Origin of the sequence: Moritella marina ATCC 15381 (genome assembly GCF_008931805.1) — a bacterium.
Taxonomy (GTDB): domain Bacteria; phylum Pseudomonadota; class Gammaproteobacteria; order Enterobacterales; family Moritellaceae; genus Moritella; species Moritella marina.
Genome location: NZ_CP044399.1, coordinates 2,283,246 through 2,296,209, shown reverse-complemented (window position 1 = coordinate 2,296,209; position 12,964 = coordinate 2,283,246). Strand labels below are relative to the sequence as shown.

The window sequence follows — 12,964 nt, the reverse complement described above, 5'->3', positions numbered from 1 at the left end:
ATGTTAGAGTCGCTGTTTAATCTTCTAACTTCAAGGCTATCACAGCTGAAATGGCGATAAACACTGCCGATATCCACAAGCACATTTCTAACCCGTAAACTTGAAATACCCAGCCTGATAACAGCGTGCCAATCAAGCGACCCATCGCGTTAGCCATGTAGTAAAAGCCAACATCCATCGATACACCATCACTGTCAGCTAGGCTGACGATTAAGTAACTGTGTAATGATGAATTAATCGCGAACAAGCCGCCGAAAACCAATAAACCAAAGACAATGGAAAATTGCACGTAGAATTGATAGTGTAGGGCAATGGCGATCAATACCGGTATCACCGCTAAGTAACCAGCCCAGCGTGCTGCAGCTTGTGGCTCAGGTACGTTGCCAGTAAAGCGTGGCGCGATTGATTGCACCATACCATAACCGATAACCCAACTAGCCATAAAGCCGCCAACCCACCAATGATCCCAATTAAAGGTCGTTGCCAAGAATACCGGAAGGGCAACTACAAACCACACATCACGAGCACCGAATAAAAATAACCGCGCTGCTGATAATAGGTTTATTGAGCGGCTTTTAGAAAATATCTCGGTAAACTTAGGCTTGTTTTTGGCTTTGCCTAATTCGGCTTTTAAACTGGTTAAGCTCCAGATCCAAACAAGCAATAACATCGCCGCCATGAGCAGAATAGCGTGTTTAAAACCAAGCGCCGTTAGTAGTACGCCACCTAAGAAAAAACCGACGCCTTTAAGTGCATTTTTAGAGCCTGTTAAGACAGCTACCCAGTGATAAAGTTTGTTATCACTGTCACTACTATTGTTATTAGTAGCGCTGCCATTATTGCTTTTTGGTACTAACAATTTAATGGCACTTTTGGCGCTCATTTTATTTAAGTCTTTGGCAATACCAGATAAAGCTTGTGCGATCATCACATAAACAACAGTCAGCATATCAGCGGGTACGGTTAACATCATTAAGGCGACAATTTGCATCGCCAAACCAATGTTCATCGTTTTATTCAGGCCTAAACGTGCCCCTAACCAGCCACCAATTAAATTAGTGATGACGCCGAACACTTCATAAAACACAAATAACATGGCGATATTTATCGGGCTGTAACCCAGCTGGTGGAAATACAGCACCACCAACATGCGCAATGCGCCGTCAGTTAAGGTGAACGCCCAGTAATTACCGGTAATGATAAGATACTGTTTTATTTGTGGGGACATACCCGCTAACGCTTTTATCATTTGTCTGAACGACCTACCATGCGAGCAAGTTCAGCTGCGCGGTTTGCATAGCCCCATTCGTTGTCATACCAGGCATAAATTTTCACTTGCGTGCCATTAACCACCATCGTTGAGAGTGCATCAATAATACTTGAACGAGGATCGGTTTTATAATCAATTGATACTAACGGGCGTTCTTCATAACCGAGAATATCTTTTAATTCTGCTTTTGCAGCCTCTTTGAAGTAACTATTCACTTCTTCTGCTGTCGTTTCACGCTCCACTTCAAACACACAGTCAGTCAATGAAGCATTGGCTAGCGGTACGCGGATAGCATGACCGTTTAATTTACCTGTGAGTTCAGGGAAAATATTGGTTATCGCTGTTGCAGAACCGGTTGTTGTTGGTATTAATGATGTGCCACAAGCACGTGCTCGGCGTAAGTCAGCGTGGGGTGCATCAAGAATGGTCTGGGTATTAGTGATGTTGTGAATAGTCGTCATTGAACCGTGTTTAATACCGAGCTTTTCTTTTAACACTTTAACCACAGGGGCAAGGCAGTTAGTTGTGCATGATGCTGCTGTCACAATTGGGTGCAGGTCTTTGTTATATAAATTGTCGTTAACACCCATGACGACGTTTAACACGCCTTCCTCTTTTACTGGCGCTGTAACAACAACGCGTTTAACACCTTGGTCTAGATAAGCTTGTAATAGCGCTGAGGTTTTAATTTTACCAGATGCTTCCAGTACCACATCACAGCCTGACCAATCGGTATCAGCAACCGCTGTATTACGTGTGCACGGGATAAAGTGATCGGCAATGATCATGCGATCCCCTAAAAAATCCGCTTGATGCTGCCAACGGCCATGAATAGAATCAAAATTCAGTAGGTGCGCTAATGTTTCGGCATTCCCTGCTGGATCATTGATTTGTACTATCTCTACATCGTCCCAGTTAAACGCTGCACGCATTGCTAGGCGACCCATACGACCAAAGCCGTTAATACCGATTTTAATAGTCATTTTTCTTCTCCAGAATACAGATTTAAATTAAATGTGTCGATTTTGATTACGCGTTAATGAACAGTTTAGTCATTCAGATTTTTAACTGTCGGTGAATTGTCGAATGCGTTACCGGATGAACTATCGACTGAGCTGTCAAATGAACCCTGGCTACGATTAATGATTGCCACCAGTGATAGCATAATCGGTACTTCGACCAGTACACCAACCACTGTAGCCAGTGCCGCACCAGAATGTAAGCCAAATAATGAGATAGCCACAGCGACAGCAAGCTCAAAGAAGTTTGATGTACCAATTAAGCACGCTGGCCCAGCGATGTTATGCGGCAATTTTAATTTCTTAGCAGCAAAAAATGTAATCGCAAAGATCATGTACGTTTGTAGCGCCAGTGGGATCGCAATCAGTACAATGGTTGTCGGATCGTTAATCAAGGTATTGGCCTGAAAGCCAAACAATAGCACCACGGTCGCCAGTAAGCCTAAGATAGACCAAGGCTTTAACTTCGCTAAGATATGTTGGATAGCTTCCTTGTCATCTGATTTATTTAGTCTTTTTCGCGTCAGAACCCCTGCAATTAAAGGTAGAACAACATAGAGCACAACAGAGAGTAACAAGGTTTCCCAAGGTACATTGATATCACTGACTTCCAGTAAGAATGCCGCGATAGGCGCAAATGCAAACACCATAATGATATCGTTCACAGATACTTGCACTAACGTATAATTGGCATCGCCTTTCGTCAGTTGTGACCAAACAAATACCATTGCTGTACAAGGTGCAACGCCCAGTAAAATCATACCTGCTATGTATTCTTGCGCGGAATTAGGATCAACCATGTCGGCAAAGAAGACTTTGAAAAATAACCAAGCAAATGCAGCCATAGTAAAAGGCTTGATGATCCAGTTAATAAAGACAGTTAGCATTAGCCCTCTTGGATTTTTACCAACGTCTTTAACGGCGGCAAAATCAATTTGCACCATCATAGGATAAATCATTACCCAAATAAATACTGCGACGACCAAGTTAACGTGTGCGATTTCTAGACCCGCAATAACCTGAAATGCTTGTGGCTGCCAAGCGCCTAAAATAACGCCGGCAGCGATAGAAAGTGCTACCCAAACTGATAAATAACGTTCAAATATACCCATTTTTGCCTCTAACCGCAGTGTTGTTGTGTACGTGCAGGGCGCTTGCCCATGTCATTTAATCGCTGTATATCAGCATTGATTAAGCTGTTATTTTGTTGTGAACTCAGATCTAAGATTGTTTTTTGCCATGTAGGTAGTGCAGGGTTGATGGCATAAAAAACCCATTGTTTGTATTTTCTATCAATGAGTAAGCCTGACTTGCGTAGTTGCGCTAAATTACGTGAAATACTTGGTTGGCTTGCTGTTACGGCTGAAATTAATTCACATACACAGAGCTCTTTTTCAATATCAATTAACATTAATATTCTGAGTCGCGTTTCGTCAGAGAGAATTTTAAAAAGTTGTGTTGGTTCCATATTACTTCGCTTATATGTGTGTTTTGTTATATAGTATATGCGCAAAAAGTAATATGCGTCAAACGTTATATGTGTAAAATGTTATATTATTTTTTTGTGAAGTAAAGTGTTAAGCAAAGTCTCAGGCATATAGATAAGGTTAAATAGATAAGGCTGATATAAATATTCGTTATATCTAACATAAAATTAATGCTTAAGTAGTATAAAGAGATTGTTCTATTTCATTAATTATCTTAAAATTAGTGACCTAAGTTTATGTTTTATTTTAAATCATAAATGTTAATACGGGTCATGCTCACGGTTATCATATCGCGGGTGACAGCACCTCGTTCACCTTAAATAGGCTTCGTTAATGGATACTACGCTTTTACTTTTTATTGCCACCGCGTTCAGTTTTGGCATGTTAGTTAATCTTACGGGATTACCACCTATGGTTGGTTTCCTATTAGCGGGTTTTGCGCTTAATTTTTATGGTTTTGAAGCAACTGAAGGATTACAAACATTTGCTGACCTTGGTGTGACTTTGCTGTTGTTTTCGATTGGCTTGAAGTTAGATATACGCACCTTGTTTAAAGCTGAAGTGTGGGGCGGTGCAAGTATACATATCTTTGCCAGTATCGCTTTTTACGCCGTGGTATTATTTATTCTCAAGCAGGTCGGTTTAACTTTCTTTACTAACCTCGATAGTTTTGCACTTGTGCTTGTTGCGTTTGCATTGAGTTTTTCAAGTACGGTATTTGCCGTTAAAATCCTCGAAGAAAAAAGTGAAACCAACTCACTTTATGGTCGTATCGCGATTGGTATCCTGATCATGCAAGATATCTTTGCTGTGGTATTCTTAACCGTATCAGTTGGTAAGATCCCGTCGTTATTTGCAGTGATCCTGTTAGCCCTACCATTAATTAGACCTTTATTATTTAAATTATTAGACCGAGTTGGCCATGGCGAATTATTGGTCTTGTACGGTATTTTCCTTGCGCTTGTGTTGGGCGCAGGTTTGTTCGAATCTGTTGGCATGAAAGCTGATCTTGGCGCCTTGATTGCAGGTATGTTATTAGCCGGACATGCGAGTGCAAAACAGATGGCGAAAGCGCTGTTTAATATGAAAGAAATGCTCTTGATTTGTTTCTTCTTGAGCATTGGTTTAGGTGGATTACCGACTGTAGACCACTTGTTTGTCGCAGCAATTTTAGCAGTCGTATTATTTGGTAAAATAGCCTTGTACTTCGTTACCTTAGCCAGATTCAAACTACGTGCACGTACATCACTGTTTGCGGCATTCTCACTGGCTAACTACAGTGAATTTGGCTTGATTGTAGCCGCTCTGGCGACGTATAAAGGTTGGTTATCACAGGATTGGTTGATCATTACTGCGCTAGCGGTATCGATGAGCTTTGTGATTGCGTCGTTACTGAATAAGTATGCTGATGATATCTATAACCGCTTTACTAACAAGCTCGCGCATTTTCAGGCGACAGATTTACACATCGACGATCGTCCTGTGTCACTGGGTGATGCGGAAATATTAGTTATGGGTATGGGTCGTATCGGTACAGGTGCCTATGATGAATTGAAAACGCAATACGGTGATAAGGTATTAGGGCTTGATTACAATAATCAAAAGACCTTGAATCATATGGAGCTAGGTCGCCGTGTTATCACGGGTGATGCACTGGATACGGATTTTTGGAATAAGCTGGAAATGACTGATAACATTAAATTAGTGTTATTAGCGATGCCCGATCACCATGGTAATCACTATGCGGCAGAGCAGTTGCACAGAATGGAACGTTGCAGCTTCCAAGTGGCAGCACTAGCGCACTTCAAGAGTGATGAGGATGAGCTGAGAGCGCTTGGTGTTAACCCTGTATATAACATGTACCAAGAAGCGGGTACTGGTTTTGCTCACCATGTTTGGACTGAGTTAAGTATTGCAACACCACATGTGACTGAGAAGTCATAACGTAATGAGACTAAGGTAACGGGTATGATTTAATTCGTTGTTCGTTACCTTAGTCTGTTATTTTTTAGTGACTTAGCTGCTTTTACTTAAGCGTCGCCTGCGTTAACACGTTTTTGATTGGCACCAAGCATGTTATAGATATCATATCGCCAAAAACCAATCCATTCGTGTAAGGCAAAATCAGTCAGGGCAAAGTTATAACCCAATGGCAGCCATGACACTTGTGCTGACATATAATCGGCTCTGATAGGTGTTGCACGTACGCCGAAGTGTTCAAAATACAATTGACTACGTTTGATGTGTAATCCTGATGAAACTAACACACTATTGTCGAAGTTACCCTTGTTGAGTATTTCACTGGTAAATTGCGCGTTCTGCCAGGTGTTAAGGCTGTTTGATTCGGTAATAATATCAGTCGCGTCAATGCCAATTTGCACTAAACGTTTTTTATACACAGCAGCTTCTGTTGTGCCTAGTTTGTGGGTGTCACCACCACTGACAATGATCTTACATTCTTGCGCAGTGCCAATACATTCGTTGTAAAGTTTAGCCGCTTCATGGATGCGTCCAAACGCATGAAAAGGTGGTTCGATACTGTCAACATTATGTTTATTATTAACAGTATCTTCGACTTTTTCTAAGCCTGCGCCGAGCAGAATAATAGCGTTATTGTCCTGCCATTGAATCGGTGCTTTCGTGGCATAGTCTTGCTGTAGTTTATCTAGTAAGTATTTAGGAATAACACCGGTGCTGATAAGTAGGGTGAGTAATACAGTGCTGTATAATACGACTGATTTAGCACGATTAAAGTTAAAGAAACGCAGTAATAATAAGATAACGATCAGTAACGAGATAAGCAGTAGGCTCATTGATTGTCCTTGTTGAAGTCGGGAAACACAAAATCTCATCGCAGTATAAAGCAATAAAATAATTTATCATTGTTTAGGCGTCTGGTCGGATGCTTTTAAATAACTGAAATTTAATATTAATATGAGCATCTTGCTCTGTATACTGTGACACATAAGCTAATTAAGGACGATTATGGATAATTCAATACGACAGGGGTATTTGGCTGCATTTGGTGCAGTGCTGATCTGGTCAGGGTTTATTTTAGTATCACGCATGGGCGGGATCAGCGAGTTGCTGTCTTATGATGTTATTGCCATTCGTTATGCTACGTGTGCAGCTTTAGTATTGCCTTTTTGGTTTTTTAAGTTTCGATTCAAGCTATGGCAGCCCAAATTTGTGATTTGCAGTTTGTTTGGCGGTTTAGGTTATGCGCTATTTGCCTTTCAAGGATTTGAGACGACACCGGGTTCACAGTCGGCGGTTTTGTTACCTGGCTTGATCCCCGTGATGATTATTGTGTTGTCGGTGATAATAAATAAACAGGGTCATCCGTGGAGTAAGTGGCTGGGTGTTGGCATTATTACCTCTGGTATTGCGGTATTGTTTTTACAAGAGTTCCTCGCGCAAGGGGCATTATTTATTGGTCATTTAAGCCTGACTGGAGCAGCATTCTGCTGGGGCATATTCTCGGTATTGTTGAGCCGCTGGCAGGTCACGCCATGGCAAGCGACCGCGAGCCTCGCAATGATCACCTGTAGTATTTACATGCCTATTTACTTGCTGTTTCTACCGACTAATATCAGCTTGGAATTGATTAATGCTGGATTGTGGCGCGATATGTTATTACAAAGCTTTTATCAAGGGTTCATGGCAACGATAGTGCAAATGCTGTTGTATGTACGCGCGGTGCAGATTATTGGCGCAGCGAATATGGGCACTATGATGGCAATGGTGCCAGTGATTGCCGGTATCAGTGCGTTATTTGTGTTTGATGAACCTGCTAAGTTAAGTCTGGTTATTGCCATGGCTGCGGTGAGCATTGGTGTTTGGTTTGCGAATACTCAGTATTTTAATCGTAAGTAGCATGTGGTGGACTGCATTTTAATATAGCTAAGTCTTAGATTTACAAAGAGGATAAAAACAGCTAAAGAAAAGCATCAAAAGTTATACAATACTCGAGTTGCGAGATCGCAGCATGGATACTCATTCACAGAAAAGTTCAAAGTAGTCACATATGTCTAAAGATTTTGATTTCACCACAGAATACACCCTCGACAAGCCCTTTTTTGCTGAGTGTTATGGTCAAACTAACCGTCCTGCTAAATTTCCAAAAGCCTATCTTAAAGGAATAATGTTTCTTATTTTTGGTGTGGTTTTAGTGAAGTTTGAGCTATTACCCAGCGGTTACGTTGGTTGGTTCTTTATTACTTTGAGTATCATTGAGGTGTTCAGTATTTATTTTAAGAGAAGCTGGTGGTTATGCCGACAAAAGTTCAGCTTGAACTCAGGCAGCAAAGTGGTATTTCAGGGTGACACTAACGGTGTGAGCTATAAAAACGGTAAAAATACCCGCAATATCGCATGGACTGAAATCGACCAACTTCAACAAACCGATTTAGGGTTTATCCTGCATATGGGAAAACAGCGCCAATACGTTAGTAAATCTTGCCTAAGTGATGAAGTGATTGCGTTCATGGTAGAGCAGCACGCAGTATCAAAAATGAACTAGCGTCAATGCGTGCAAAGTAGAGGATTTGGCTAGCCACATATAGGCTAGCTGAATAATTTTCAGTCCATTCGGGTAATAAAGGTTTGCTCGTCATCCACAAAAGCCACAAAACCGCCGTGATAGATAAATACCCGACCACGCCCTTCAACTAGGCAGGCAAGCTGTGGGTTCAAATCTTCTGCGTTATCCTGGCTTTGAAAAGTGCCGGTATCGGTAATTACGCCCCTGAGTGTAGGCAAGTATCCATAAGTGCGCTTGGCTTGATCAATCAGGTTCAACTCGCTGGCGGTAGAAAAGCAGAAGGTGATCGCAGCAGCTTCTTCGATAAATATAGTTTTCAGTTCTTCAAAAGCTGTAATCACCAGCCAGTCGATGCCGTTAACATGATGGATTAACATAGAGTTTCTCGGTTATTTTGGTGCGGAGATTTTATCACTATTAGGGGATAATGTAGTAGAGATTTAGTTGCTAAAGTTATTTCCGGACATTCATTAGGTCAACTTGACACATGTCAGTATAAACAGCTGACAGGATCACTGACGTTAACAACCAAAATAAATCATCTATATCGAATTTTACCCTGACTAGGAGAAGTGCCTTGTTTAAAGCAGCTATAAAATCCGCCAGCCATATACTTATCGTCAGCTTATGGCTGGGTATCAGCTCAGTTTCATACGCTACTGACCACACTGAAAAAGCGACGGTTGTTATCAACGATCTGCAGAAACTCCTGAGTGCGGCAGAGCAGTACGCGAAAGATACCGGTGAAGAGCTTACTATTACATCCGATACAAACCCTGCTTATGGCTATCTGAAAATTGATCACCTGATTGAGAATCCTGGTATTCCTGGCTGGAAAGGTCCCTATATTCCGTATAAGGACTACTGGCTCGGCGGCGAGCAGTATATTGATCACCCGGTTTATAATGCAGCTCAACTGCTCAGTAAAGAAGACGGCACCGACTGGGTAAAAGGCAGTTCGCCGGACGGCTGTAGAAAATCATCAGGATCCTGCTCTATTTCTGCCTGCATCTGGCTGATGCCTGGCGAAACAACCCGTCAGGTCAATGTGCAGATTGATGGCGTTGATAGCAAAGCAGATTCAGACTCAGCGGGAAGAGTCAGGTATGACAATGGAATGCTCGGTGGAATAGTCTGTCTGACAGGTGGCAAGTACCCAAAAGATCTGTCTCCAGTTGAGTAGTAGCCATCTCAAATTCATATGGCTACAGCGGCCGCCTGAAACACCTTCGGCGCCCCACACGCAGGCGTTTATCTCAATTTAGCTAGACTTTTAGTAATGCGAAGCATACTCTTTGAATCGTAAGCCCTAAGCCATTTATATCCAGTAATGGCTTAGAGCACCACCAAGCCAAGCTCCTAAAAAACCAACACTGCCAATAGCATAAATACTATATCTCAGGTAAAGTTATTACCTCTAAAGTAATGCAGGATGCAACACTATGCCGTATATCAATATTAAAATCACTGATGAACAAGTAACGAAAGAGCAAAAAGCCCAGTTAATCGCTGGTGCAACGCAATTGCTGGTGGATGTATTAGGGAAGAATCCGAAAACCACCGTTGTCGTTATCGACGAAGTGAATACAGACAATTGGGGAATTGGTGGCGAAGTCGTAACTGAACTCCGCCAAAAAGCTAAAACTTAACGTTATATCTCGTTATATAAATAGGCATTAGCAATTACCCAAGACGCTTGGCAATAGCCTTTATCGCCATCGTCACGCCAATCGGTACCGCAGCTTGATAAGAATGCAATGCATAGACATTGACCTTGTTGAGTTGATGGTCTGGTAATAACTCTGCCAATGTATGCTTATGTTTAGCAAAGATAAAGTCCGGAATAATACCCACACCAAAACCTTGCTCTAGCATACTCAAACAAGTGGGCAGGGTATTAGCCTTATGATGGGTTTTAAAGTTAAGTTCAAAGCGTGGCGAGCCATTTCGATTAGAGCCACTTTTATCACCGCGACTGTTTTTACAACTAAAGCTGTGATGAATCGACTTTTCTTGCCAGTGATTAGCAACGTATCTGATATTATCCACTTCTAATGCCGCTATATCTGCTTGGTGGTTGTTAATCGTTGCGACAGAACCACACAGCACATCCCTAAAATCACCAATACGTTTTTGCTTAAGATTACTTGTCTTCGACTCGCCAACGCGTATCGCTATATCAATACCTTCTTGCATCAAATCAGAGCGACCATCATGGCTAATTAATTCCAATTGAACGTCTGGGTAGGCATGAAATACTTCGTGTAGCGCGGGTAACACCAAATGATCCATTAACGCATGCGGCGCAGTGATCTTGATTAACCCTTGCGGCGTTAACTGTAATTGTTGGGCGTCTTGCCAAGCTTGCTCGGCCAATTCATGCATGGTGCAACATTGTTGGTAAAAGTGCTCACCTGCGGTTGTCAGGATCTGCTTACGCGTAGTACGTTTAAGCAAGGTAACAGCAAGCTCTGACTCCAATTGTTTAAGGTGTTGGCTGACAACCGACTTGGATACATCGAGCTTTTCTGCTGCCTTGGTTATCGAACCGAGTTGGACGACATACATGAATACCGTCATTTGTTTTAATTTACTCATGGTTTATGCTTACCTAATGTCATCTAGCGTGTTGGTTATTCACTATGGCTATTGTTCTGTTTATCTTAACAGTGTTTTCTGATTAGTCTGTTTTTGTTTGTTAATTATAACGCTAAAGTAACGCCATAGACTTACACAATAGCTAGACACTTATATAAGAGAAGAACTAAACACTTATATAACAGCCAGATACTTCATCGGAGCAAGAACAATGACACAAGATCAAATCTTAACAGCATGTAAAACAGCAATCGCAGCATGGCAGACAGCTTTTAACAGTCAAGATGCAGCAGGTTGTGCCGCGCAATATGAAGAAGGCACTGTGATGCACGCGCGTCCGTTTGGCACATTCACTGGTCGTGAAGAGATCCAAACATTTTGGCAAGGTATCATCGACCAAGGTTTTAACGATGTTGATTACACTGACATTGAATGGGTAGCGATGAATGACGACAGCTATGTATTAACAGCTAAATGGACAATGAATAAAGCATTTGGCGAAGTTCATCACGAACAATGGCGTATTCAAGCAGATGGCAGCGCGTTATTAGCAGCTGATGATTTTGAAGTTCAAGGCGAACGCTAAACGCTATTTTCAGTGTTAATTTGAAGGCTGGTTTGAGATAAGGTTTGAAGAAATAGTTTTGAACTAAGTGTTAAACAGAGCGCTTGAAAGAATGAAATAACAAGACGAGTGATAGCAATATCACTCGTCTTTTTTATGCTTATAGTTCTGTATATAGTTCTGTATATAGTTCTGTATATAGTTCTGTATATAGTTCTGTATATAGTTTTGTATATAGTTTTGTATATAGGCTCGTAATTGCAGTTGTACAGCTGTATTGATAACAGCCTATGACGTTGGATCTATCGTGCCTGCAATTGAATTGTTCGTTCTAAACCAGCCTGCAATTGAATAACGCTCAGACTCAGCTGCAAGTACTTCATGCGGAAAACGTTCACTTTCAAATACCACCAAGGTACCTGCTTTTGGTGACACGCGTGCGATCACATCATCCGAATCTTGTGCATAGACAAGTAACTCGCCGCCAGCATCGGGTGTATTGAGATAGCAGACAGTCGTGAATACACGGTTGGATTTACCTTTAAACGCATCTAGGTGTTTTTGATAAAAATCACCTACTTCATATTTTGCGTAATGACATTCGTAATCAAACAAACCTAAGTAAAAGTTACGGTTTACTTCCAGTCTAATCTCATCCGTTAGCGCCATAAAATCAGTTTGTGCAGGGCTTGAGCCTGTTAACCATAACGTTTTATCTTTACGTATTTGTTTGTTTAATTGTGAATCTTGATGACGACCTATACCCGCGGCTTTAAAATCAGGTTGGTTTTCAAGGCAATCTACCAGTAATGCTTCAATAACACCTTCTGGAAATGCATCTTCGATGACAGCGTAGCCATGCTCATGGATATTATCTAAAATGGTATCCATGGTGGCACGAAAGTTATTCTTTGAGGTTATTTGTTCTGTTTCCACATTGGTCATTTATGTGAGGTGATGATGGCTGCATTATACCCAGTTTCAGCCACATAAATATGATAAAAAATAACTATTGTCGAGATAGGTATCTAGACCAAAAGCTAAGTATCTGAATTTGATAACTGAAATGCGAATAACAAGCTGTTACAGTAGCCTATTAACATATGCTAATAGCTAAGCATGTAAGGAACCTGCAAATGATAAACTGGCCAGCAGTGATCAAGTATCACGGTGAAGACGAACTTATTTATGTTGAGTCATTAACGGAGTGGTTAAATGACGCTGACTTGAATCAAGCTAATTATGAAATAGAAGATCGGTTAATCGATGGTTCAGGCGCTACTTTTTCATTACCCATGACTAACTATGTGACAGAGGATGAGCTGTTTTTTTGTTTGAACAAACCAATTCAAGTGCCCGAGTTTGTCGAGTTAGTCCGTAAGCATGCGGTTATGGAAAATTATTGTTGTTCAGCAAAAATAAACGCTAAGACCCATCAGCAAGTGATTGCGATGGTCAAAGACATTCATTCACTTTAGGTTG

15 protein-coding genes are annotated in these 12,964 nt (G+C 41.4%); 7 read left to right on the top strand and 8 right to left on the bottom strand.

Annotated elements, in window-relative coordinates:
• Nucleotides 1–16 precede the first annotated feature (16 nt).
• From arsJ to FR932_RS10345, 4 genes are all read right to left on the bottom strand, one after another.
• The gene (arsJ, locus tag FR932_RS10360) at nucleotides 17–1,249 is read right to left on the bottom strand and encodes an organoarsenical effux MFS transporter ArsJ (RefSeq protein ID WP_019440545.1); all 1,233 of its coding nucleotides are present in this window, start codon (nucleotides 1,247–1,249) and stop codon (nucleotides 17–19) included.
• On the bottom strand, nucleotides 1,246–2,253 hold the full coding sequence (locus FR932_RS10355; protein WP_019440544.1) for an ArsJ-associated glyceraldehyde-3-phosphate dehydrogenase: 1,008 nt from the start codon (nucleotides 2,251–2,253) through the stop codon (nucleotides 1,246–1,248). The genes arsJ and FR932_RS10355 overlap by 4 nt, the downstream gene beginning before the upstream one ends.
• A 65-nt stretch (nucleotides 2,254–2,318) precedes the next feature.
• Complete coding sequence (gene arsB / locus FR932_RS10350) at nucleotides 2,319–3,401, bottom strand: ACR3 family arsenite efflux transporter (protein ID WP_019440543.1); 1,083 nt, start codon at nucleotides 3,399–3,401, stop codon at nucleotides 2,319–2,321.
• An 8-nt stretch (nucleotides 3,402–3,409) separates the two neighbouring features.
• Entirely contained in the window at nucleotides 3,410–3,757 is a 348-nt protein-coding gene (locus tag FR932_RS10345; protein ID WP_019440542.1) for a metalloregulator ArsR/SmtB family transcription factor, read from the bottom strand.
• 352 nt (nucleotides 3,758–4,109) lie between these two features.
• On the opposite strand from FR932_RS10345, the gene FR932_RS10340 reads away from it, so the two are divergent.
• A complete protein-coding gene (locus FR932_RS10340; protein WP_019440541.1) occupies nucleotides 4,110–5,720 on the top strand; it encodes a cation:proton antiporter domain-containing protein in 1,611 nt (536 codons plus the stop codon).
• A gap of 86 nt (nucleotides 5,721–5,806) precedes the next feature.
• Here FR932_RS10340 and FR932_RS10335 read toward each other — a convergent pair whose 3' ends face one another.
• Nucleotides 5,807–6,589 (bottom strand): YdcF family protein, encoded by a 783-nt coding sequence (locus tag FR932_RS10335; protein WP_019440540.1) that lies wholly within the window; start codon nucleotides 6,587–6,589, stop codon nucleotides 5,807–5,809.
• Nucleotides 6,590–6,761: 172 nt separating this feature from the next.
• Between FR932_RS10335 and FR932_RS10330 the strand changes: the two genes are divergently transcribed.
• Entirely contained in the window at nucleotides 6,762–7,652 is an 891-nt protein-coding gene (locus FR932_RS10330) for a DMT family transporter (protein WP_019440539.1), read from the top strand.
• Between the two features lie 151 nt (nucleotides 7,653–7,803).
• On the top strand, nucleotides 7,804–8,298 hold the full coding sequence (locus tag FR932_RS10325; RefSeq protein ID WP_019440538.1) for a YcxB family protein: 495 nt from the start codon (nucleotides 7,804–7,806) through the stop codon (nucleotides 8,296–8,298).
• Nucleotides 8,299–8,357: 59 nt separating this feature from the next.
• Here FR932_RS10325 and FR932_RS10320 read toward each other — a convergent pair whose 3' ends face one another.
• Nucleotides 8,358–8,696, bottom strand: a complete 339-nt coding sequence (locus tag FR932_RS10320) for a hypothetical protein (protein WP_019440537.1) — start codon at nucleotides 8,694–8,696, stop codon at nucleotides 8,358–8,360.
• A 200-nt stretch (nucleotides 8,697–8,896) separates the two neighbouring features.
• Here FR932_RS10320 and FR932_RS10315 point away from each other — a divergent pair, with 200 nt between their 5' ends.
• Nucleotides 8,897–9,502, top strand: a complete 606-nt coding sequence (locus tag FR932_RS10315) for a hypothetical protein (protein ID WP_019440536.1) — start codon at nucleotides 8,897–8,899, stop codon at nucleotides 9,500–9,502.
• 259 nt (nucleotides 9,503–9,761) lie between these two features.
• Nucleotides 9,762–9,968 (top strand): 2-hydroxymuconate tautomerase family protein, encoded by a 207-nt coding sequence (locus FR932_RS10310; RefSeq protein ID WP_019440535.1) that lies wholly within the window; start codon nucleotides 9,762–9,764, stop codon nucleotides 9,966–9,968.
• Nucleotides 9,969–10,002: 34 nt separating this feature from the next.
• Here FR932_RS10310 and FR932_RS10305 read toward each other — a convergent pair whose 3' ends face one another.
• Complete coding sequence (locus FR932_RS10305) at nucleotides 10,003–10,917, bottom strand: LysR family transcriptional regulator (protein WP_019440534.1); 915 nt, start codon at nucleotides 10,915–10,917, stop codon at nucleotides 10,003–10,005.
• A 211-nt stretch (nucleotides 10,918–11,128) separates the two neighbouring features.
• Here FR932_RS10305 and FR932_RS10300 point away from each other — a divergent pair, with 211 nt between their 5' ends.
• Complete coding sequence (locus FR932_RS10300; RefSeq protein ID WP_019440533.1) at nucleotides 11,129–11,503, top strand: YybH family protein; 375 nt, start codon at nucleotides 11,129–11,131, stop codon at nucleotides 11,501–11,503.
• 267 nt (nucleotides 11,504–11,770) lie between these two features.
• Here FR932_RS10300 and FR932_RS10295 read toward each other — a convergent pair whose 3' ends face one another.
• A complete protein-coding gene (locus FR932_RS10295; protein WP_019440532.1) occupies nucleotides 11,771–12,427 on the bottom strand; it encodes a 2OG-Fe(II) oxygenase in 657 nt (218 codons plus the stop codon).
• A gap of 191 nt (nucleotides 12,428–12,618) precedes the next feature.
• Here FR932_RS10295 and FR932_RS10290 point away from each other — a divergent pair, with 191 nt between their 5' ends.
• Nucleotides 12,619–12,960 carry a DUF4144 family protein gene (locus FR932_RS10290; RefSeq protein WP_019440531.1) on the top strand — a complete coding sequence of 114 codons (342 nt, stop codon included), beginning with the start codon at nucleotides 12,619–12,621 and terminating at the stop codon, nucleotides 12,958–12,960.
• The last annotated feature ends 4 nt before the right edge of the window (nucleotides 12,961–12,964 follow it).

Excerpts from the sequence above, each read along its gene's own strand:
- arsJ (WP_019440545.1), bottom strand. The coding sequence starts at position 1,249 with ATGATAAAAGCGTTAGCGGGTATGTCCCCACAAATAAAACAGTATCTT.
- FR932_RS10355 (WP_019440544.1), bottom strand. The coding sequence starts at position 2,253 with ATGACTATTAAAATCGGTATTAACGGCTTTGGTCGTATGGGTCGCCTA.
- arsB (WP_019440543.1), bottom strand. The coding sequence starts at position 3,401 with ATGGGTATATTTGAACGTTATTTATCAGTTTGGGTAGCACTTTCTATC.
- FR932_RS10345 (WP_019440542.1), bottom strand. The coding sequence starts at position 3,757 with ATGGAACCAACACAACTTTTTAAAATTCTCTCTGACGAAACGCGACTC.
- FR932_RS10340 (WP_019440541.1), top strand. The coding sequence starts at position 4,110 with ATGGATACTACGCTTTTACTTTTTATTGCCACCGCGTTCAGTTTTGGC.
- FR932_RS10335 (WP_019440540.1), bottom strand. The coding sequence starts at position 6,589 with ATGAGCCTACTGCTTATCTCGTTACTGATCGTTATCTTATTATTACTG.
- FR932_RS10330 (WP_019440539.1), top strand. The coding sequence starts at position 6,762 with ATGGATAATTCAATACGACAGGGGTATTTGGCTGCATTTGGTGCAGTG.
- FR932_RS10325 (WP_019440538.1), top strand. The coding sequence starts at position 7,804 with ATGTCTAAAGATTTTGATTTCACCACAGAATACACCCTCGACAAGCCC.
- FR932_RS10320 (WP_019440537.1), bottom strand. The coding sequence starts at position 8,696 with ATGTTAATCCATCATGTTAACGGCATCGACTGGCTGGTGATTACAGCT.
- FR932_RS10310 (WP_019440535.1), top strand. The coding sequence starts at position 9,762 with ATGCCGTATATCAATATTAAAATCACTGATGAACAAGTAACGAAAGAG.
- FR932_RS10305 (WP_019440534.1), bottom strand. The coding sequence starts at position 10,917 with ATGAGTAAATTAAAACAAATGACGGTATTCATGTATGTCGTCCAACTC.
- FR932_RS10300 (WP_019440533.1), top strand. The coding sequence starts at position 11,129 with ATGACACAAGATCAAATCTTAACAGCATGTAAAACAGCAATCGCAGCA.
- FR932_RS10295 (WP_019440532.1), bottom strand. The coding sequence starts at position 12,427 with ATGACCAATGTGGAAACAGAACAAATAACCTCAAAGAATAACTTTCGT.
- FR932_RS10290 (WP_019440531.1), top strand. The coding sequence starts at position 12,619 with ATGATAAACTGGCCAGCAGTGATCAAGTATCACGGTGAAGACGAACTT.